The organism is Methylorubrum populi (genome assembly GCF_002355515.1).
Lineage (GTDB): Bacteria > Pseudomonadota > Alphaproteobacteria > Rhizobiales > Beijerinckiaceae > Methylobacterium > Methylobacterium populi_A.
In genome coordinates, this window is record NZ_AP014809.1 from 1,057,914 (window position 1) to 1,078,763 (window position 20,850).

20 protein-coding genes are annotated in these 20,850 nt (G+C 70.0%); 3 read left to right on the forward strand and 17 right to left on the reverse strand.

All coding sequences use genetic code 11. The features are described 5' to 3' along the window. Both MPPM_RS04925 and MPPM_RS04930 read right to left on the reverse strand, forming a co-directional pair. On the reverse strand, positions 1-1,242 hold the full coding sequence (locus MPPM_RS04925) for an NAD(P)/FAD-dependent oxidoreductase (RefSeq protein ID WP_096484097.1): 1,242 nt from the start codon (positions 1,240-1,242) through the stop codon (positions 1-3). Continuing rightward, entirely contained in the window at positions 1,239-2,222 is a 984-nt protein-coding gene (locus MPPM_RS04930) for a LysR family transcriptional regulator (protein ID WP_096484098.1), read from the reverse strand. Before MPPM_RS04930 ends, MPPM_RS04925 begins: the two co-directional genes overlap by 4 nt. Positions 2,223-2,428: 206 nt before the next feature. On the opposite strand from MPPM_RS04930, the gene MPPM_RS04935 reads away from it, so the two are divergent. Continuing rightward, entirely contained in the window at positions 2,429-3,475 is a 1,047-nt protein-coding gene (locus MPPM_RS04935; protein ID WP_096484099.1) for a class 1 fructose-bisphosphatase, read from the forward strand. A gap of 146 nt (positions 3,476-3,621) precedes the next feature. Beyond that, a complete protein-coding gene (locus tag MPPM_RS04940; protein ID WP_096484100.1) occupies positions 3,622-4,482 on the forward strand; it encodes a phosphoribulokinase in 861 nt (286 codons plus the stop codon). A gap of 113 nt (positions 4,483-4,595) precedes the next feature. On the opposite strand, the gene MPPM_RS04945 is transcribed toward MPPM_RS04940, so the two are convergent. The 3 genes from MPPM_RS04945 to MPPM_RS04955 all read right to left on the reverse strand — a co-directional run bounded on the left by MPPM_RS04945 (position 4,596) and on the right by MPPM_RS04955 (position 7,543). Further along, a complete protein-coding gene (locus MPPM_RS04945) occupies positions 4,596-5,492 on the reverse strand; it encodes a lipase/acyltransferase domain-containing protein (protein ID WP_096487727.1) in 897 nt (298 codons plus the stop codon). Between the two features lie 173 nt (positions 5,493-5,665). Further along, positions 5,666-6,412, reverse strand: a complete 747-nt coding sequence (locus MPPM_RS04950; protein WP_096484101.1) for a YebC/PmpR family DNA-binding transcriptional regulator — start codon at positions 6,410-6,412, stop codon at positions 5,666-5,668. A 318-nt stretch (positions 6,413-6,730) separates the two neighbouring features. Then, positions 6,731-7,543, reverse strand: coding sequence for an MBL fold metallo-hydrolase (locus tag MPPM_RS04955; protein WP_096484102.1), 813 nt, complete (start codon positions 7,541-7,543; stop codon positions 6,731-6,733). A 463-nt stretch (positions 7,544-8,006) separates the two neighbouring features. Here MPPM_RS04955 and MPPM_RS04965 point away from each other — a divergent pair, with 463 nt between their 5' ends. Further along, on the forward strand, positions 8,007-8,327 hold the full coding sequence (locus MPPM_RS04965; protein WP_096484104.1) for a hypothetical protein: 321 nt from the start codon (positions 8,007-8,009) through the stop codon (positions 8,325-8,327). Between the two features lie 9 nt (positions 8,328-8,336). On the opposite strand, the gene MPPM_RS04970 is transcribed toward MPPM_RS04965, so the two are convergent. From MPPM_RS04970 to MPPM_RS28775, 12 genes are all read right to left on the reverse strand, one after another. Next, positions 8,337-9,491 (reverse strand): GNAT family N-acetyltransferase, encoded by a 1,155-nt coding sequence (locus MPPM_RS04970; protein ID WP_096484105.1) that lies wholly within the window; start codon positions 9,489-9,491, stop codon positions 8,337-8,339. After that, a complete protein-coding gene (locus tag MPPM_RS04975; RefSeq protein ID WP_096484106.1) occupies positions 9,491-10,867 on the reverse strand; it encodes a lipopolysaccharide biosynthesis protein in 1,377 nt (458 codons plus the stop codon). Before MPPM_RS04975 ends, MPPM_RS04970 begins: the two co-directional genes overlap by 1 nt. A gap of 116 nt (positions 10,868-10,983) precedes the next feature. Then, positions 10,984-11,997 carry an SGNH/GDSL hydrolase family protein gene (locus tag MPPM_RS04980; RefSeq protein ID WP_096484107.1) on the reverse strand — a complete coding sequence of 338 codons (1,014 nt, stop codon included), beginning with the start codon at positions 11,995-11,997 and terminating at the stop codon, positions 10,984-10,986. Beyond that, positions 11,910-13,055 carry an OpgC family protein gene (locus MPPM_RS04985; protein WP_096484108.1) on the reverse strand — a complete coding sequence of 382 codons (1,146 nt, stop codon included), beginning with the start codon at positions 13,053-13,055 and terminating at the stop codon, positions 11,910-11,912. Before MPPM_RS04985 ends, MPPM_RS04980 begins: the two co-directional genes overlap by 88 nt. A gap of 187 nt (positions 13,056-13,242) precedes the next feature. After that, positions 13,243-14,004 carry an HAD-IA family hydrolase gene (locus MPPM_RS04990; RefSeq protein WP_096484109.1) on the reverse strand — a complete coding sequence of 254 codons (762 nt, stop codon included), beginning with the start codon at positions 14,002-14,004 and terminating at the stop codon, positions 13,243-13,245. After that, positions 13,998-14,681 carry a ribulose-phosphate 3-epimerase gene (rpe, locus tag MPPM_RS04995; RefSeq protein WP_096484110.1) on the reverse strand — a complete coding sequence of 228 codons (684 nt, stop codon included), beginning with the start codon at positions 14,679-14,681 and terminating at the stop codon, positions 13,998-14,000. The genes MPPM_RS04990 and rpe overlap by 7 nt, the downstream gene beginning before the upstream one ends. Positions 14,682-14,851: 170 nt before the next feature. Beyond that, positions 14,852-15,466 (reverse strand): GNAT family N-acetyltransferase, encoded by a 615-nt coding sequence (locus tag MPPM_RS05000; RefSeq protein ID WP_096484111.1) that lies wholly within the window; start codon positions 15,464-15,466, stop codon positions 14,852-14,854. Further along, positions 15,466-17,823, reverse strand: coding sequence for an Orn/Lys/Arg family decarboxylase (locus tag MPPM_RS05005; RefSeq protein ID WP_096484112.1), 2,358 nt, complete (start codon positions 17,821-17,823; stop codon positions 15,466-15,468). The genes MPPM_RS05000 and MPPM_RS05005 overlap by 1 nt, the downstream gene beginning before the upstream one ends. A gap of 84 nt (positions 17,824-17,907) precedes the next feature. After that, on the reverse strand, positions 17,908-18,270 hold the full coding sequence (locus MPPM_RS05010; protein WP_096484113.1) for a TonB family protein: 363 nt from the start codon (positions 18,268-18,270) through the stop codon (positions 17,908-17,910). A gap of 68 nt (positions 18,271-18,338) precedes the next feature. After that, a complete protein-coding gene (locus MPPM_RS05015) occupies positions 18,339-18,551 on the reverse strand; it encodes a porin family protein (RefSeq protein ID WP_096484114.1) in 213 nt (70 codons plus the stop codon). Positions 18,552-18,698: 147 nt separating this feature from the next. Beyond that, on the reverse strand, positions 18,699-19,259 hold the full coding sequence (gene moaB / locus MPPM_RS05020; protein ID WP_096484115.1) for a molybdenum cofactor biosynthesis protein B: 561 nt from the start codon (positions 19,257-19,259) through the stop codon (positions 18,699-18,701). 86 nt (positions 19,260-19,345) lie between these two features. After that, positions 19,346-20,614: a tetratricopeptide repeat protein gene (locus tag MPPM_RS28775; protein WP_244573469.1), complete on the reverse strand. Its 1,269-nt coding sequence runs from the start codon at positions 20,612-20,614 to the stop codon at positions 19,346-19,348. Positions 20,615-20,850 lie beyond the last annotated feature (236 nt).

Sequence of the window (20,850 nt, forward strand, 5' to 3'; positions counted from 1 at the left end):
TCACCCCGTGGCCAGGGCCTTGAGGTCGAAGGACGGATCGGCGGCCTGCTCCGGCGTCAGCACCTTGGACGCGGCCAGCAGGCGCCGGGCGGCCATGTGGTCGGCGGGGCGATCCACCGACTCGACGGCGCTGAGCGCGCCGTCGCGGAAGCGGAACACCGAGACGCCGGCCCCGGCCCGGCGCAGGACGCTGGCATCCGTCGGCGCGGCGAGTCCGGCGATCTGCAGCTTGTGCGGCCCCTGATCGCTCCAGAACCACGGCACCGCGTCGTAGGCGGCGGGCCGTCCGGTGAGCCGGGCGGCGAGGCAGCGACCCTGATCCACCGCGTTCTGGACCGATTCGATCCGCACCCGGTCGCCGCCGGGCATTCCCGCGGCGAAGCGGCTCGGAAAACGGACGCAATCACCGATGGCGGAGATCGCCGGATCGCTGGTCGCCAGGAAGGCGTCGACCTCGATGCCGTCGCGCACCGTCAGCCCGGCCTCCGCCGCTAGCTCCTGGTTCGGCACCACGCCGATGCCGACGACGACGAGGTCGGCGGCCAGGCTCTGCCCGTCGGCTGCCCGCACGGCGGCGACCCGTCCCCCCTCCCCCTCGATGGCGGTGACGCCCGCCCCGAACAGGAACGTGACGCCGGCCTCCTCATGGAAGGCACGGAACACTTCCGAGGTCTCCGGCGAGACCGCCCGCGCCATCACCCGCTCGGCCGCCTCGATCACCGTGACGGAGAGGCCGCGGGCGGCGCAGACGGCCGCGAATTCGAGGCCGATGAATCCGGCGCCCACGACGACGATCCGGCGGATGTCGGCGATCGCGGCCCGCAGGGCATCGGCGTCGTCGAGGGATCGGAGCTGGCGCACGCCCGTCAGCTCGGCCCCTGGCACCGGCAGCGCCCGGTTGCGTGTGCCCGTCGCGAGGACGAGGTGGCCGTAGGCGAGGCGCCCGCCATCCGAGAGACGAAGGCCGCGCTCCGCCCGGTCGATGGCCGTCACCCGCGTCCCGGAAAGATGATCGATGCGGTGTTCGGCGAAAAAGCTCTCCTGCCGCAGCAGCAGGCCGCGGGCGTCGGTCTTGCCGGCGAGGTAGGCCTTCGAGAGTGGCGGGCGCTGGTAGGGAAGCGCGGCCTCTTCGCCGACCAGGGTCAGGCGTCCGGAAAAGCCCGCCTCCCGCAGCGAGGCGGCGGCCTGGAAGCCGGCCTGCCCCGCTCCGACGACGACGATCGTCTCGATCGGCCCGCTCATTCGCCCGCCTCGGCCGGACTACGGATGGCCTTGGGCGCCGGGGGCGCCCCCTCCGCGAAAAAGCCACCAGGAATGGTCGGCAGGAAGCGGCGTCCCTCCTGCGCTAGATAGTCCCAGAACGCGTCGGAGGCCGGGCCGAGCACTTTGTCGGCGCGGCGCACGATATACCAGTCGCGCCGGATCGGAAGGCCCTCCACGTCGAGGAGGATGAGGCGCCCGCTCGCCAATTCCGCCGCGACCGAGTGGCCCGACAGCAGCGCGATCCCGAGCCCTGCCATCACCGCCTGCTTCAGCGTCTCGTTCGAGCCCGAGTCGATCCCGAGCTTGGCCCGGCGGATCATCACGCCGCTCATGAATTCCTCGAACACCGAGCGGGTGCCCGAGCCTTCCTCGCGCACGAGGAAGGATTCCTCCGCCAGATCCGCGCGGGTGAGGCCGCGCCGCCCGGCCATCGGGTGGTCGGGAGCGGCGATCAGCACCAGCGGATGGGGCCCGAACATCTCCGCCTCGATGGCGAAGTCCCGCGGCGGGCGGCCCATGATGGCGAAATCGATGTCGTAGTTGCGCAGCGCCTCGATCGTGTCCTGCCGGTTGCCGACGGTCAGCGAGATCTCGACCTTCGGGTGGCTCTCCATGAAGCCCGCGATCACCTGCGGTGCGAAGTACTTCGCCGTCGAGACGACGCCGAGGCCGACCCGGCCGCCGCCGCCGCCCTTCAGGGTGCGCAAGCGGTCGGTGCAGGTTTCCAGCACGGTGTTGATGCTGTTGATCGCCCACAGCATCTCGCGGCCGGCATCGGTCGGCTTGAGGCCGGTCGGCGTACGGTCGAACAGGAGGAGGCCCGCCTCCTCCTCAAGCTGGCGGATGCGGGCGTAGAGCGCGGCGGAGGTGACGTTCAGCTCCTGCGCGGCCCGCGTCATGGTGCCGAGCCGCGCCACCGCGGCCACCGCCTGAAGCTGCTTGAGCGAGAGATTGCGCATGCCTCGTTTTTAGTTTTTTTGCGGGGCACCACAAGTTTTTTTAGAAAACCTTCGACAGCACTCCCCTGCCGTCTGGCGCTGCCGGCTCGCAGCAGGGTATCATAGTCTTCAACGGGCCTGCATGCCTCCGCGCGCGCATGGCCGGCAAGAACGCTGCGCAGGACCGGACGTGTCACGCGGCCTCGACGGGAGCGAGCCTTAGAACGATGACGAAGCCCAACGGGTCATCCCTCGACGATCATCTCGACGCCGAGGTCGCGCGCGACGCCTCGCTGGCCGACACCGCCGCCACGATCCGGGCGCTGGCCGCCGCCGCGATCGACGTGAGCGAGACCGTGGGCCGCGGATCGCTCGCCGGCGACCTCGCCGCCCAGGGCGAGCATAACAGCGACGGTGACGTGCAGAAGGCGCTCGACGTGATCGCCCACAAGCGCTTCATGCAGGCGCTGGAACAGGCCCCCGTGGCGCAGGTCGCCTCGGAGGAGGCCGAGGACGTGGTCGAGCTGAAGCGCGACGCGCCACTCGCGGTGGCGATCGACCCGCTCGACGGCTCCTCCAACATCGCCGTCGGCATGGTGGTCGGCACCATCTTCGGCATCCGCCCGGTGATGCGGGGCGAGGATCCGAACGCCTCGTTCCTGACGCCCGGCACCACCCAGACGGCCGCCGGCTTCGTCGTCTACGGCCCGGCCACCACCTTCGTGGTCACGCTCGGCAACGGCACCCGCATCTTCACCCTCGACCGGGCGGAGAAGGTCTTCCGCCTCACCCACGACGCGATGAAGATCGTGCCGACCGCCAACGAATACGCGATCAACGCCTCGAACGTCCGGCACTGGGACGGGCCGGTGAAGTCCTTCATCGAGGATTGCCTGCGCGGCACGGAAGGCCCGCGCGACCGCGACTTCAACATGCGCTGGACCGCCGCCCTGGTGGCGGACGCGCAGCGCGTGCTGATCCGCGGCGGCGTGTTCCTGTATCCGGGCGACAACCGGAAGGGCTACGCGCAGGGGCGCCTGCGCCTCCTCTACGAGACCGCGCCGATCGCCTTCCTGATCGAGCAGGCCGGCGGCGCCGCCACCGACGGCCAGCACCGCATCCTGGAGCGGGTCGCCACCAAGATCCACGAGCGCTCGCCGCTGGTGTTCGGATCCACCGAGGAGGTCGAGTGCGTGGCCAAGTACTATGACGGGCGCCAGCCCAGCGCCGGCCGCTCGCCGCTGTTCGGCCAGCGCGGCCTGATGCGGAGTTGATCAATGGGTGCATAGTCCCCGGCCTATGGTCGGAGACGAAGCGTCCGGCGGACGACCGCCGCTGCGCATTCGCGCGAGCAGAAGGCGATGACGCGGGATCATCGCCTTCTGGAACCAAGCACTCGGCCCGATTCATCTGAAGAGCCATGTCGGCGCGTCACCCCATCATCTCGGTCACCGGCTCCTCGGGGGCCGGGACCACCTCCGTCCGCAACACCTTCGAGCAGATCTTCCGCCGGGAGGACGTCAGCGCCGTCTATATCGAGGGCGACGGCTTCCACGCCTACGATCGCGACACCATGCGCGCGATGATGGCGCACGAGCCGACGCTGAGCCACTTCGCGCCGCGGGCCAACCTCCTGCCCGAGCTGGAGGAGGTGTTCCGCAGCTACAGCGAGTCCGGCACCGGCCGCACCCGGCACTATGCCCACGACGACGCGGACGCGGCCCGTTACGGCGTGCCGGTCGGCGCCTTCACGCCGTGGGAGCCGTTCCAGCCGGGCTCGGACCTGCTGTTCTACGAGGGCCTGCACGGCTGCGTCGTCGACAACAACGTCGATCTCGCCCGCTATCCCGATCTCAAGATCGGGGTGGTGCCGGTGATCAACCTCGAATGGATCCAGAAGCTGCACCGGGACCGCTCGACCCGCGGCTACTCGACCGAGGCCGTGACCGACGTGATCCTGCGCCGGATGCCGGACTACGTGCAGACGATCTGCCCGCAATTCTCGTGGACGGACATCAACTTCCAGCGGGTGCCGACGGTCGACACCTCGAACCCGTTCATCGCCCGCTGGATCCCGACGGCGGACGAGTCGATGGTGGTGATCCGCTTCAAGGATCCGAAGGGGATCGACTTTTCCTACCTCGTCTCGATGATCCACGACAGCTTCATGAGCCGGGCCAACTCCATCGTCATCCCCGGCGGCAAGCTCGATCTGGCGATGCAGCTCATCCTGACACCGATCATCATGCAGTTGGTGGAACGACGGCGGCGGCTGGCGTGAAGCTTCCCGTCCTCGCGGGGCGAAACCGAAGCCATCCAGAGCGCGCTCTTCGGGGAGGTCGCGCCGCTGGATCGCTTCGCCGACGCTCGCGATGACGGGCGGGACTACGCCCCTCAGGCGCCCTCGACACCCGACATCTCGACGGGTGCAGCCCCCCGCTCCCCATCGAGAAACGCCGCCACAGCTCGCGAAAACTCCGGCGTACGCAGGTAGCCATAGGACTTGTGGGGGTTCACGCCGCCACGCGGGCGCCGGTAGGCATTGACCACCGGGCAATCGGTGACGCCGACGCCCGCCGCGTTCGGGACATAGGCCTCGGCCAAGGTCGTGCCGACGGTCGCCAGATCCTCACGGTCGCCGAGATTGCTCCAGCGGGCGACCGCGTACGGCACCTGCAAGGCGCCATGCTCCTCGGCCAGCCGATGCTTGATTTCGGCGAGTCCCAGCGGGGCGCCCATGGTGACGAAGTGGTCGATATGCGGACAGCGCCCGTCGCGCTCGAGCTGCCGCATTGCGTCGTAGGCGATGAGCGAGCCCATGGAATGGGCGGCGATCATCAGCGGACGGCCGGCATGCTGCAACAGCGCCTCCCGCAGCCGCTCGCGTGCGGCCTCGCGAAACGTGCCGTCCTCGTAATAGCCCCACAGGTCGTCGAGCCGGTGCTCGATGATAAAATCGTCGAGAACGAGGTGCCCGGTCTTCTCCTGCGCCCATTCGACGATGCGGTAGAGCCGGTCGGTCAGGGTTGGGGCGCAGGCGCCGTCGGCGCTCGGGAAAGGCCCCCTCCCCCGCGCCGGGTAGTAGGGCTCCCGGTTGTGGTCCTCGGAGAGCGGTGCGTCGTAGCGCAGATCGGCCCAATAGACGAAGTCGAAGGGCAGATCCGCCGGATCCTCGCCGAGGTTTCGCCGAAGACCCTCGCGGATCGCGGCGACCCACCAGGCCTGTTTCTCTTCCCGCGGCGGCTTGTTAGCCAGCCCGTGGATGCCGAGGATGAGCGGGCGGTCCTGCATCGATCGGGAGAGGGAGCCTGGCGATTGATCGTTCGCCGGCTCGGCACCGGCATTGCCGGGCATATAGCGCGCGAACCTCGGCGATCCGCGCGACAAATCGGCAACATGGTTCCCCTGTCGGAAATCTCCTCGCCGTCAGTGGAGTGAAGTGGCCGCCGGGAGCCGTGCGGGCGCTACGCGCCCATCTTCTCCACCAGCGCGTCGGACAGGGCGAAATTGACGTAGACGTTCTGCACGTCGTCCTGGTCCTCGATCACTTCGACGAGGCGGATCAACTTCTCGCCGGTCTCGTCATCGACGTCGATGGTGTTCTGCGCCTTCCAGATCAGGCCGGTGCGGCGCGGCTCGCCGAAGCGGGCCTCCAGCGCCTTCGAGACCTCGCCGTAGGCGTCCTGGGCGCAGATGACCTCGTGGCCGTCGGCATCCGAGCGCACATCGTCGGCGCCGGCCTCGATGGCGGCCTCCAGCATGGTGTCGGCATCAGTGACATCGGGGGCGAAGGCGATCACGCCGACCCGGTCGAACATGAAGGCGACGGCGCCGGTCTCGGCGAGGCTGCCGCCGGACTTGGTGAAGGCCGAGCGCACGTCGGAGGCGGTGCGGTTGCGGTTGTCGGTCTGCGCCTCGACGATGAGCGCGGCACCGCCGGGGCCGTAACCCTCGTAGCGGATCTCCTCGTAGTTCTCGCCCTCGTTGCCCGCGGCCTTCTTGATGGCGCGCTCGATGTTGTCCTTGGGCATGTTCTCGGCGCGGGCGGCGAGGATGGCGGCGCGAAGGCGCGGGTTCATCGACGGGTCGGGCGTGCCGAGCTTGGCCGCCACCGTGATTTCGCGGGCGAGCTTGCTGAACACCTTCGAGCGGACCGCATCGACGCGGCCCTTGCGGTGCATGATGTTCTTGAACTGGGAATGCCCGGCCATGGCGGGTTCGTCTTCTCGTTCGTGCGGGCGGAGAGCTCCTTTGCGTGCGAAAGGATCCTCGACGTCGCGCGGGATGTGTCGGGGGCTCCGCTTATAGGCCGCTGCTGCCCCCCGAGGCAACGCGGGGCATATCTCGGCGAACCGTGCCCGCCCGCCGGCGTTCCGTGAGGATGAGACAGGAACCGCCTAGGCACGACGACCGGCCGGCGGGGCACCGGAGCGGGGGCGGCTGGCGGTTCGGCCTCGCCGCACTGCTGGGCGCGCTCGCCGGAGCGACGCTGTTCCCCAGACCCGCCAGGGGCGACGGGAGGGACGACGTCAGGGCTGATCCTGCGCCAAGAGCGCCCGGTAGCGCGCCGCCGAGCGGCTGACGACGGCGCTCGCATCCTCCGCGACATGCAGGCCGAAGGCGCCGTAGAGGCGCGCGAACGCTCTCGTTTCGAGGCGCGCCGCGATGCGGGCGACGGTGCCGCCGGAGAGCGGCAGCCAGTTCGGATAGCTCCACAGGAAGGAGACGGTCTTCCGATCCGCGCCGACCTGCACGATGTCGCCCGTCAGCAGCACACCGCGCCCCTCGGCCCCCTCCCGCCAGTGCAGCACCGTGCCGCCGGGAAAGTGGCCGCCGAGACGCATCAGGGTCAGGCCGGGGGCGAGGTCTTGCTCGTCCTCCTCCCAGAACACCACACGGTCGTCGGGCCGCATCACCCATTCGCGGTCGCGGGCGTGAAGGTAGACCGGCGCGTCGAAGGCGGCCGCCCAATCCGGCATCGTGGTGTAGTAATGGGGATGCGAGATCGCGATGCCGGCAAGGCCGCCGAGTGCCCGGACCAGCGCAACCGTGGCCGGATCGAGGAGCGCGACGCAGTCCCAGAGAAAATTGCCCCGGGACGTCGGTATCAGGAAGGCGCGCTGGCCGATGCCGAAGCGGGGTTGGGTCTCGATCTCGAACAATCCGGGCTCGACCTGCCGCCACGCATTGGTATGGGCGGCCGCGAGCGCCTCGGGCGTCGTCCAGCGCTGACCGGCCGCGGGAACGTATTGCCGCTCCTCGTCGCAGATCGGGCAGCACTCGGGCGGGGCCGACGCTTCGGGGAAGCTGGTTCCGCAGGTGACGCAGATATGGATCGTCACGGGCTCATCCCCGCTCTTGTTCCGCTTGGGTCCGGCTTGCGTCGGCGAGAGGCTCAGCGGCCGCGTCGGTGCTGACTGTCCGCGGATCCGGGACTGTCGCCCGAGGGTCTCGCCTCATCTGGCTCGGCGTCCATCTCCCCCGGCTCGGTCGGGGCCGGGGAACGGTGCCCCGGAGCCGGCGAGGCGACCGGGCGCTGCTCGTAGGTCCGGGCACTCGGCGTCTCGACAGGATCGTCGGGGCGGGTCGCGTCGGTCGGGCTCAAAGGGCGTCTCCGGGGTCTTCCCCGATGAAGAGCCGCGCGATCGGTCCGGTTCCCTCGCGGCGGGGCCGGCGGGATCGATCAGCGACGGAAACCCGAGAACCGACCTAGCGCGAACACGGTTCAAGGGGCAGAACACGGGATCTCGCGCCAGTTCATCCCTCTGGCCCGGGATCGGCCCAACCCGGACAGGCCCCACGACGATGCAGCGCTCGCTCCTCCTCCCTCATGCTCTGTGTCTCGGCACGGCAATCCTCGGCCTCGCCGCGACCGCAGCCTCGGCACAGGAGCGGCCCTTCACCCCGTCCCTGACCTGCGCGGCGGTGCAGGCCATCGTCGCGCGGCAGCGCCGCGTCGTGCTCGCCACGAGCCCGAACGCCTACGAGATGGTGCATCTCGACAGCGGCGACTGCCGGAACGAGGTCACCGCCCGGCCCGCCTTCGAGCCGACTCTCGACGATCCGAACTGCTTCGCCGGCTACCGCTGCGTCCAGCGCAACAACGGCGAGAACACGGCGCGCTGAGGGTACCCCTCAGCCCCGACGCAGCAGCCGCTTGGCCTCGGCCCGGGCGCGATGCTCGAACCGGGCGAGCCGCAGGCGCCGTTCCAGGGAAATCAGTCCGGCGCCCGGCGGCAGGGCGATGATCTCGGCGATGGTCTCGCGCTCGGGATAGAGGCTCTCCAGCGCCGAGCCAGGCATCGTCGCCGAATCGAGCCGCCCGGCAAAGCTGTCCGCGTGGAGTGCGCGCATGATGGCCTCCTCCAGCACCAGGCCAGGGGCCTGGGCGCGCAGGCCCTCGTCGTATGCGGTCTTGAGCAGATAGGCGGTCTTGCCGGAGATCAGGGCGAGGCTCGCTGCGATCGTGTGTCCATCGAGGCGCAGCAGGTCGGCCCGAACGGTCACCGGAGCGGTTTCCCCGCCGCCGTGCGGCCGGAACAGGGCGCGGGCGAACGCCTCCGTCTGCGGGCGGCTCCGCAAGGCCGTGCCGGAACTGCCCTTCCAGCCGGCGGCTTCGAGAGACAGGAAATCCTCGAGCGCCCGCTCCAGCTCCGCCCCCTCCGTCGCGCTCTGGACCGTGAGCAGCCCGGCCTCCTCCAGCCGGCGGCGGCGGCGGCGCAGGTCCTTGAGGCGGCTCTTGTGCGGATGGCCGGCGAGGACGGCATCATAATCGGTCCGCCGGTCCAGAACCGGGCGCTCGAATTGCGTGACGGTGCCGACCTGCCAGCCGGCCCGCACCATGGCGGCGAGAAGTCCGGCTCCAGGCAGCGCCGCACTGGCGAGGAGCGGCCAGCGCCAAGCACGTCCGCCGGAGGCGAGCGCGAGGCCCTCGACCAGGGCGTCGAGCCGCCCCTCCAGGCCGGGACCGTCGGCGACGAGCGGCGAGGTCGCCGTCACGTAGGGCGAGTGGAAGGGCTGGGCGATCGCCGCACCGAGGCCGGTGATGTCGGGGCGCAGGGCGAAGGGCAGGAGGGCGGCGATCCGCCCGTCCTCGCGGACCGTCACGACCGAGAGGCGGGGGTGACACAGGCCGTGATCGCGGTGCGCCCCGACGACGGCGCGCGTGTAGAACGGATGGGGCGCGACGGCCCGGACGGCCAGCGCGTCCCAGGCCGCGGCGTCCGCCGCGAGCGCGGCAACGGGCTCGACGGCGACCCGAAACGGTCCGGACGGGGAAAGGGCGCGCATCACCGGACGGCACTCCGCTGGGAAAATCCGACGACCGGCGTCGCGAGGCCGTGAAGGGATCGGGCGCCGAGCGCCAGGACGAATCCACGCAGCGTCTGGGCCAGAGCCACCGCGACCGCCGCTCCGGCGACCCCGAGCCAGGGGACAAGGGCGAGGCAGAGCCCGGCGGCAAGGACGAGCATCGCCAGGGTGATCCCGGCGCAGAGCCGCTCCCCGCCGAGCATGGTCAGCAGGTCCTCGGCCGGGCCGAACAGGCTCGCCGCGACGCTGCCGGCCACGAGGATCGCCAGAACCGGCAGGCTGGCGCGGAACCCCTCGCCGAACAGGCCGAGCAGCAGCGGCGACACCGCGACGACGGCCAGTCCGATTCCGGCCGTCGCCAGGAAGGTCCAACGTGCCTGCAGGCGCACGAGATCGGCGAGTCCCGCCTCGTCGCCGCGCGCGCGGGCAGCGGCGAGGCGCTGGGCGGTCGTGGCCGAAGCCGCGTAATGCACGAAGGCCACGAATTGCTGAATGCGGGTCGCGGCGAAGTAGAGACCGACGGCCTCCGGCGGCGCGAGGAAGCCGAGGATCACGACATCGACGAAGCCGAAGGCGCTCGCGGCGAGGTCGCCCGCCGCGATCGGAAGGCAAGCGGCCAGCCACAGCCGCCAGCGGTAGAGGCGCGGCCCGCGCGGCAGATGCCGCCGCAGGCGCACCAGCAGGAGTCCCGCCTGGACGGCGGCGGCGAGCCCGGTCGCGGCGAGCGTGCAGGCGACGGCGACCCAGGCCTCGGCCGGGACGCCCGCGAGCACGGCGCCGATCATCGCGACCATGATCAGGGCCTGGCGCAGCAGGTAGGGCGGCGCGATGGCCAGAAGTGGCCAGCCCTGACTGCGGGCCACACCCTCGAGATAGTCCTGGAAGGCGAAGAGCGGCACGACGAGGGCCGCGACGAGGATGGGCGTGCCGTAGGGCCCGGCGAGCAGGCCGCCCTGCAGGAGGGCGACGGCCAAGCCGCCAAGCGATAACGCGAGACCGCCGCCGAGGCTCGCCAGCGCCCCGCCGAGCAGGAAGCCGCGCACGCTGTCGAGGCGGTCCATGGCCTGATCGGCGGGCAGGAAGCGGCAGGCGCCCTGTGACAGACCGAAGGTGGCGGTATGGCCGAGGATGGCGATCCAGACCCAGACGGTGGCGAAGATGCCGTACTCGGTGCCGCCCATCATGCGGGCCATCAGCACCTGCGCCCCGTAGGCGAACCCGGCCGCGCCGATGCGGACCGCGAACACGCCGAGAGCGGCGACCGCCGCGGTGGCGCGCACCGCCCGAAGCCGGACGAAGAGAGCCTCGAGCGAGGATGGCGGGAGGCCGCCCGCGATCACCTTGTCCGCTGCCATGGGCGCCATCCGAAAGGGCGCCGGGCGCGGATACGGCCGGCACGCTCGGGGATCAGCCTAGGAAGCGCGGGATTTCGAGCGGGTTAAGAGCGCCGGACAAATGCCCCCCACAGGCCTCACGGCTGCTTCGGGGCCGGGCTGGGCGTTCCGGTCTGGGCCGGATCGGTCTTCGAGGTATCGGATGTGGCGTGGTCGGCCTTCGCCGCATCCGTCTTGCCCGGATCCTTGGCTCCGTCCTTGGTCCCGTCCTTGGCCGATTCCGGCTGGAGCAGCGACAGGGTGATCGCCCGCGTGGCGTGCTCGGCCATGCAGCGGAGCCCCAGATCGTTGAGCCGGAAATGGCGGCCCAGCATGTGCGCCTCGGTGGTGCGCTGGGTCGAGAGGAAGCGCATCGCCGCGTAGCGGTGGACCAGCGGCACCGCCTCGCGGCGGGCCACCTCCTGCACGGTGCGCACCATCTGCGTGTAGTAGGCGTCGTCGGCCAGGCTCTCGGTGAAGACGGGGTCGATGAGCACGATGTCGATGCCGTGGGACTTCACCCACTGCACGGATTCGTCGAGGGCCTCGCCGAAGGCCTCGATGTCGACGCGGGCGAGGGCGTCGTTGGTGCCGACCTGCCAGACCACGAGGTCCGGTTCCATCTCGGCGACCATGGAGCGGAGTCGCTCACCCGCCCCGCTCGCCACCTCGCCGGGCAGGCCGCGGGCCTCGACCTCGACCTGCACGTCGGGAAGCGCCTGCTCCAGGGCGTTCTCCAGCTTCACCGGGTAGCTCGCGGAAGCGCCGAGCCCCGCCGAGGACGAGCCGATCGAGAGGACGTGGATCGGCCGCTTCTCCTTGAGCGCGGCCTTGACCGCCTTCAGCCGTGCCAGGGTGTAGAGCTTCGAGCCGGGCACCCGGCATTCGGGCGACAGGCTCTGGTCGAGCGCCTCCGCCGCCACGGAGGACGGTGCGGGTGACGAGGCAGACGACGGGGCAGGCGATGCGGCAGCCGGCATCGGTGGAGCGCCCGATGTCTCGCCGAGCGCGGGCGAGGCGAGACTCAGGCCGAGCCAGAGGAGGACGGCGCGTCGGCGGGCGAGGCGGCGTCGGGTGCCTTGCGCGTCGGCCGCGGTCTGCGGGAACGCCATTCGACGAACCATGCGGTGAAACCCAGTGCGATCAGGCCGGAGCCTACGACCGAAATGTCAACGAAGATACCGCCGCCGGTTTGGAAGCGCACGAACTGTCCGGCGAGGCTCAACAGCGATCCCATCGAGAACACGGCGAGCGAATTGCGCCCCAAACCCGACAGAAAACGGGCGAGGCGCCCGACATGCGGGGCGATCAGGGCGAAGACGCCCTGGAAGGCGAGCACCATGCCGCAGAAATGGATCAGCCGGGCGGGTGAGAGGTAGGTCTTGTCGAAGGTGAAGACCAGGCGCGGCTCGGGTGCCAGCATCGGATCGGGCCGCAGTTCCAGCACGGCCAGGACGACGCCGACCGCGACGATGACGATCCCGAGCGGCATCATGCGCCGCCACAGGCGCTGCAGTCGCTCCGATTCCCGCGTCGCCTCGTTCGACAGGAACCCCAGCACCAGCAGGAGCTGCCAGCAGAGCGGGTTGAAGAACCAGTCGCCCTCGCCGGGCCAGGAGGGGAAGTTCCACTCGAAGACGAGACTCGCCGCGTAGAGCGAGAGCGAGAGCGCCAGCAGCAGCGCCCGGCTGACGCGACCGATCAGCACGACCGCCGGCGCGATCGCGATGAGCACCACGTAGAGCGGCAGGATGTTGAAGAAGCCGAGCTGGTGGGTGAGCAGCACGACGCCGACCATGGTCTGGATCGGGTCGGCGAAGAAGCCGCCGGCATTGTGCCATTCGAGAATCAGCGGATTATCGAGATAGAGCGCGCAGCCGGCGATCATCGCCAGCGCCAGCGCCATGATCGTGATCTGCGCGCGGTACACCTCGATGGTGCGCGACAGGAGCCGCAGCACGGTGATGAGGCGCGGCTCCGGCAGGCCGTCGCGCCCGCGGGTGGCGAGCCCGATCGACCAGCCGGCGAGGAACACGAACAGCTCGGCGGCATCCGAGATGCCGTACTGCGAGAAGGTGTAGCGCTCGAAGAAGTTGCCGGGGATGTGGTTGATGAAAATCGTCACCAGCGCGAAGCCGCGCCAGAAATCGATCGCGTTCGGCTCGCGCATCAGGCTCCACGGTCCGGCGGTGTGACGACGATGCGGCAGGGTCCCGGCCTCCCGCGCGGCGCGCGAAACGCCCGGCGCGGCGCCGTTCCGGGACCCGCGACCCGGAGCGGAAGACGGCCGCCCTGATAGACTGCGCCGGGGCGGATTGGGAAGCGGAACTGCGGTGTCGAGGCCGCGATGAGGGCTTTCACGCCGCTCCGCGCAGATGCCCCGCATGCCAGTCGCGGAGCGCCTCGAGAGTGACGACGCCGTCGGGCCAGACATGGCCCTGGAGATGTTCGTGCGGCGCGTCGGGCTCGCCGAGGTCGGACACGGCGGAGAAGGCACCGTCGAGCCGATGGCTCCCGGTGTAGCGGCTGCGGGTGGCGAGCACCGGCAGGCCAGCGGCCAGCGCCGAGCGGATGCCGGCCGCCGAGTCCTCGAAGGCGATCGCCTCGGAGGGGTCGATGCCGAGGCGATGGACGGCGAGCGCGAAGATGTCGGGGGCCGGCTTCTTCTGCGCCGCCTCGTCGCCGGCGGCGATCACGTCGAAGGGCTGCGCACCGTCCGGGAAGTTGAGCCTGAGCAGCAGGTCGATGTTCGGCCGGCTGGTGGTGGTGGCCACCGCCAGCCGCACGCCCTCGGCCCGCGCCTGCTCGACGAGGCGCCGCACGCCGGGACGCAAGGACAGGCCGCCGCTCTGCGCCAGCTCGCCGTAGAAGCGGGTCTTGAGATCGTGGATCGCCAGCATGCGGCGCTTCAGGGCGTCGGCCTCCTCCGGATGGAAGCGCTCGATGTAGTGGACGAGCCGCTCCTTCCCGCCCATCACCTTGAGGAGTTCGGCGTAGAGCTCCGGCGACCAGTGCCAGGGCAGACCGAGCGCTTGAAAAGCGCGGTTGAAGCCCTGGCGGTGGAGGTCTTCGGTCTCGGCGAGCGTCCCGTCGACGTCGAAGATCAGCGCCCTCAGCATCGCACGCCGTCCCGCCCGCTGGCGGCGTCGGCCGCGGCGCGGATCGCCGCGACGTTCTTCGCGTAGTGGTCCGGTCCGCCCTTGAAGGCCGCCGAGCCGGCGACGAGGATGTTGGCCCCGGCCTGCGCGGCGGGGCCGGCGGTTTCCGGGGTGATGCCGCCATCGACCGAAATGTCGATCGACCGGCCCGCCGTCATCGCCTTCACGCGCGCGATGGTCTCCAGCGCCGAGTGGATGAAGCTCTGGCCGCCGAAGCCGGGATTGACCGTCATCACCAGCACGAGATCGACCATGTCGAGCACCGGCTCGATCAGCGAGGCCGGCGTGCCGGGGTTCAGTGCCACGCCCGCGCGCTTGCCGAGGCCCCGGATCGTCTGGAGCGAGCGGTGGATGTGCGGGCCCGCCTCGACATGGACCGTGATCGCGTCGGCGCCGGCCTCGGCGAAGGCAGCGAGATACGGGTCGGCCGGGGCGATCATCAGGTGGACGTCGAAGAATTTGTCGGTCCAGGGCCGCAGCGCCTTCACCACCGCCGGGCCGAAGCTGATGTTGGGCACGAAATGTCCGTCCATCACGTCGAGATGGATCCAGTCGGCACCGGCTTGCGCGATGGCCCGCGTCTCCTCGCCGAGCCTGGCAAAATCGGCGGCGAGGATCGAGGGTGCGAGGATGGTCATGGGAACAGCTCGGAGCAACGATGCGCCGCCCCGCGGAAAAATGCGGGCGGCCCTGGGAGGGAGGGGCTTCCTGCAACCGATCTAGTGCATCGGCCGGCAAGTTGCTCGCCGGCTTCACGCAAAAAAGCGGGCGCGGATAGGGCGGAACCCCTCCGCCGTCATTGCGAGCCTCAGGACGTCGTCGGGAGCGAGAGGGACCTCGCCGGCTCCGGCCGGTTCCAGGCGGAGGGCTGGTCGTCGGCGCCGGTTCCCAGCGCGCACTGCACGATGACGCTGTCGCTCCAGCGGCCGTACTTGTAGCCGATGGCCGGCAGGTAGCCGACGCGGGCGAACCCGCAGGCCTCGTGCAGGCGCAACGAGGCCTCGTTGCTCGCGTCGATATAGCCGATCATCTGCCGGTAGCCGCCCGCCGCGCAGGCCTCGATCAGCGCCGGCAGCAGACGGCGCCCGATTCCCGCGTGCAGGTGGTCGGGATGGACGTAGATCGAGTGCTTGAGGGCGTAGCGGTAGGCCGGGCGCTTGCGGAAGGGCACGGCGTAGGCGTAGCCGGCGATCTGCCCGCCCCGCTCGGCGACGAGGTGGGGCAGGCGCTTGCTGCGCATGCTTTTCCGCCGCCGCCGCAGTTCGTCGGGCAGCAGGCGCTCCTCCTCGAAGTCGCCGGTATCGCCGACACCCTTGCGGATGTGCCGCTCGTAGATCGCGATCATCGCCGCCACGTCGGCGTCCGACGAGGGGCGGATCACCACGTCCGCGTGGGAGGAGATCGCCGCCGCGCCCGCCGCCATCAGGCGCCCTCGCGCACGACGTAGGTGTGGAAGCGGATGCGCCCGTCCGGGTCGGTCTCGCGGTAGACGCCCTGGATCTCCGCCTCGAAGCCGGGGAACAGGTTGGCGGCGGCCTCGAACATCTTGAAGTAGTCGAGCATGGGTTTCGCCCGCTCATCCAGACGCTCGCCGGGCAGCACCGTGCCGATGCCCGGCGGATAGACCAGCATCAGGGTCGTGGCGATGCGCCCCTCGGCTTGCGCGATCGGCACGTAATCGACCCGGTTGCGGGTCAGCATCTGCGCGGCGGCCTTCGGCGCCATCACCATCTGCGGCAGGTGCTCGGGCATGAACTGCTTGCGCTGGAGCGCCGAGGTGCCCGACTCGCGGTGGAAGCTGTGATAGTCGGCGCAGAGGTCGCGCAGGCCGACGCCGCGGTAGCGCTTGGGCCGCCGGGCGACGAATTCCGGCATCGCCTCCTCCAGCGGTACGTTGTCGTCGTGCAGCCGCTTGAAGGCGACGAGGCCGGAGATCAGCGTGCCGGCCTTCGACGACTCGACGCCCGGCGTCAGCAGGAAGAGCAGTGAGTTGAGATCGTTCTTCTCCGGCACGATCCGGTTCTCGCGCAGGTACTGCGCGACGATCGGCGCCGGCACGCCGTGCTCGGTATAGGCGCCGGTCTTGCGGTCGAAGCCGGGGGTGAGCACGGTGAGCTTGTTCGGATCGGTGATGGCGAAGCCCGGCGCGGAGCTGGGTCCGACATGGGTGAAGCCGTGCCAGGAGGCGCCCGGCGTCAGCTCCCAGTAGCGGGCGTCGGCGGCCAGCGCGTCGGTCGGGATCGACTCCCACGGGGTCTCGGCGCCGTCGGGGCCGGTCACCACGTCGGGCACGAAGGGATCGAAGAACCAGCGCCGCTTCGGGTCGGCCTCGCGCTCCTCGAACTCCTTGCGGATGGCGCGGGCCTTCTTCCGCCACTCGATGCCGAGCCGGATGGTGTCGTCCCACAGCACGACACCGGAGCGGCCCTTCATCATCTGCGCGCCGACATCGAGCGAGGCGAACAGGGGATAGAACGGCGAGGTCGAGGCGTGGACGAGGAAGCTCTCGTTCAGCCGCTTGTGCTCGACCCGCCGGGTCTGGCCGCGGATATGCCCGTCGCGGGTATGGATCTGCGAGGCCTGGGAGAAGCTCGCGAGCTGCTTGTGGGTCGATTGCGTGGCGATGATGCCCGGCGAGGTCTCGTCGAGCCCGGTCAGGCCCATGGCGAAGCGGCGCTGGTAGAGCGGGTGGAACTTCATGAAGCCCGCCCAGGCCTCGTCGAACAGGATGTAGTCGCACAGGTGGCCGATCCGCTCGACGATGGCCTGCGCATCGTAGATCGTGCCGTCATAGGTGCATTGCTCGATCACCGCGCAGCGGAACGGACGCTCCCGGCGCCACGCCTCCTTGTCCTTCACCAGCGGGTTGTCGCGGATCTTCTCGCGGATGCGCTGCTCGTCGAGCGCCTCGTGGTAGATCGGCCCGATCAGGCCGTAGGCGTTGCGGTCGGTCTCGAGGAAGATCGGGATACCGCCGGCGAGCAGCAGCGCGCCGTGATGGGCGGCCTTGTGGTTGTTGCGGTCGAACAGGACGAGGTCGTCCTCGGCCACCAGCGAGCCCAGCACGACCTTGTTCGAGGCCGAGGTGCCGTTGAGGACGAAGTAGGTCTTCTCCGCCCCGAAGATCTTTGCGGCTTCCTTCTGCGCCTTCAGGGCCGGGCCCTCGTGGGTCAGGAGGTCGCCGAGATCGAGCACCGAATTGTCGAGGTCGTCGCGAAAGATCGCTTCGCCCAGGTGCTCGACGAAGATGCGGCCGATCGGCGAGCGGTTGTAGAAGATGCCGCCGTTGTGGCCGGGGCAGGTCCAGAGCTGGTTGCCCTCCTCGGCGTAATCGACCAGCGCGCCGAAGAACGGCGTCTTCAGCGTGTCGGCATATTGCGTCACGCGGGAGACGAGGTTGCGGGCGATGAATTCCGGAGTCTCTTCCGCCAGGAAGATGTAGCCGTCGATGAAGTCGAGCAACTCGACGGGGATGTCCTCCAGCCGCTTGCGGCGGACCATGATGACGATCGGCATCTCCAGGCCGCGCCGGCGCATCATGTCGATGAGGGCCGCCGCCTTGCCCTCGAGACCGCGCTTGCCCCAATCCACCACGAGACAGCCGACCGCCGAGTCCGTCTGCACCGCGATCGAGGCGTCCTCGACGCGCCGGGCCCGCACCACCTCGAATCCGCGCGACTCGACGGCCGCGACGATCTGCTCGACCCGCGCGCCCTCCAGATCATCCGGATCGAAGGCGGGGGTGCACATCAGCACGGTGAAGCGGCGGTGGAAGTCCATGGAGCGGGGCTCTCCTCGCGAACGGAACGCCTGCCTTTCCGATCCATCCGCGACGATTCGATGACAGCCGCCCGCGGCGCTGGGTCACCGCAGCGTGAGGGGGAAGCTCAACTCCGTGAAACCCTCCAGCGTCAGCAGCCCGGCAGGGGGCGGCGGGAAGGGGGCGGCCGCCTGAGCGGCGCGGATCGCGCGCTCGCCGAGCGCGGCCGGCCCCTCCTCGATCTCGACGCCGTCGAGCGCGCCCTTCGCATCGATCCGCACCCGGATCGTCACCTGCCCGCCGCGTCCCGGAGCCGGGGACCGATCCGCCGTGCCGATGCGGTTGACGATTCCGGCCACCCAGGCCTTCGCCCGCGCATCGACCCGCGGCGCGGCGGAGCCGCTTCCGGGCGAGGCGGCCAGCATCAGAGCCGCGAGAAGGACCGGCCGAAGGAGTGACGCAACCACAACGAGGAACTCCGCAACGAAAAAGGGGCGCCCTGCGGCGCCCCCGGCACGCGTGACCGTTCAACCGATCACATCGCGTTCTTTTTCTTCGAAGTCATCTTCTTGGATTTCATCTGACCGCCGGCGCCGGACATCTTGTTCATGCTGCCCTCGGGCTTCACGCCGGTGGCGTTCGAGCCGGTCATCTGCGCGGTGTTCGCGCTCTGGGCCACGGCCGCCGTGCTCAGGGTTGCGGCACCGACGAGAACCGCCGCCGCCGTGAGACAGATCACCTGTTTCATGAGCGTCTCCCGAATCTTATCGTCTTATAGACCGTCATGTCCTTGATGGACTCGACCGCGACATCAACCGACGGCTGCGACCGCGGTTCCTCACCCGCGTCGGCCCTTCATCGATGCGTCGCCGCGACCGTCATGGGAGTCCGGAGGTCAGACGACGACCGAGGCGCCCCGGCGCAGGTGCTCGTCGAGGCGCGGCATGATCTCGACGAAGTTGCAGGGCCGGTGACGGTAATCGAGCTGCTGGACCAGAATGCCGTCCCAGGCATCCTTGCAGGCGCCGGGGGAGCCCGGCAGCACGAAGATGTAGGTCGCCCCGGCCACCCCGGCGGTCGCCCGCGACTGCAGGGTCGAGGTGCCGATCTTGTCGTAGGAGATCCGGTGGAACACCGCCGAGAAGCCGTCCATGCGCTTCTCGAACAGCGGCTCGATCGCCTCCGGCGTCACGTCGCGCCCGGTGAAGCCGGTGCCGCCGGTGGTGATGATCACGTCGATGCTGGGGTCGCGGATCCAGCCCTCGACCCGCTCGCGGATGGACACGACCTCGTCCGGCACGATGTCCCGATCGGCGAGCCGGTGCCCGGCTTCCGTGATCCGCGCGGCCAGGGTGTCGCCCGACCTGTCGTCCGCGAGCACGCGGGTGTCGGACACCGTCAGCACGGCGATGGAGAGGGGGATGAAGGCGCGGGATGCGGGCGAGACTTCGGGCATGTGCGGCTCGGCATATTGGGGTCGGACAAGCGAAAGATAGGACGTGTCTCAAGTGAGCGCGGTGCGGGCTCGTTTCGACGCTTCGGTCATACCGGCCCTCTCAGTGCCGCGAGGTGCGCCGCGAGGTCGTCGATGATCCAGTGATCGACTGGCTTGAGGCGCCCCTCGTCGTGGAGACGATGGGCAATGCTGGCGGCGCGTTCGAGATACGCTCTCGCGTTCTCAGGTGCCGCCTGCGCGAGCTTGACGTACGAGACGATCAGATCGCGCTGCCACTGCGTGTTGGCCGGATCGCGCACGGCCAGCGTCTCGCGGATGGCCAGAGCGGCTTGGTAGGCGGCCAACCCGCCGGGGCCGTCGCCCTGCGCCACCAGCACGTCGCCGATCTTGTTGTGGCTGACCGAGAGGTCGCGCTGCCACTCCGTGTTGGCCGGATCACGCGCGGCCAGCGTCTTGGCTATGGTCAGACCGGCCCGGTACGCGGCCAGCCCTGCAGGACCGTCGCCCTGCGCCACCAGCACCTCGCCGATCTTGTTGTGGCTGACCGAGAGGTCGCGCTGCCACTCCGTGTTGGCCGGATCGCGCACGGCCAGCGTCTCGCGGATGGCCAGAGCGGCCCGGTAGGCGGCCAACCCGCCGGGGCCGTCGCCCTGCGCCACCAGCACCTCGCCGATCCGCTCGTGGCTGATCGAGAGGTCGCGCTGCCACTCCGTGTTGGCCGGATCGCGCGCGGCCAGCGTCTCGGCGATGGCCAGAGCGGCCCGGTAGGCGGCCAGCCCGCCGGGGCCGTCGCCCTGCGCCACCAGCACGTCGCCGATCCGCTCGTGGCTGACCGAGAGGTCGCGCTGCCACTGCGTGTTAGCTGGATCGCGCGCGGCCAGCGTCTCGGCGATGGCCAGAGCGGCCCGGTAGGCGGTCAGCCCGCCGGGGCCGTCGCCCTGGGCCACCAGCACGTCGCCGATCCTGTTGTGGCTGACGGAGAGGTCGCGCTGCCACTGCGTGTTAGCTGGATCGCGCGCGGCCAGCGTCTCGCGGATGGCCAGAGCGGCCCGGTAGGCGGCCAGCCCGCCGGGGCCGTCGCCCTGGGCCACCAGCACGTCGCCGATCTTGTTGTGGCTGACGGAGAGGTCGCGCTGCCACTGCGTGTTGGCCGGATCGCGCACGGCCAAAGTCTCGTCTATGGCTAGAGAGGCCCGATAGGCGGCCAGTGCGCCGGGGCCGTCGCCCTGCGCCACCAGCACGTCGCCGATCCGCTCGTGGCTGACCGAGAGGTCGCGCTCGTCGCCACGCGCGGTCGCGGCGGCCTGCGCCGAGCGGTACGCGGTCGCGGCTTGTGCCGTATCCCCGGCAATCATCCAGACGTCACCGAGTGCGATCCAGGCCCAGAGATCGGTCGGATCGAGCTGCGTAATTCGTTCGAGGGAAGCCCGCGCGCCGTCATGATCGAGCGCGATTCGCTGAACCGCAACCTGTTCCTTCAGGAGAGGCAGGGTCCGCTGGGCGAACGCTTCGGCCTCCGCCTGTATCCTTTCCTTCAGCAGAAGCAGGGCTTCCTCCGGTTTGAACTGCCCGACGAGCGTCCGCGAGGCGT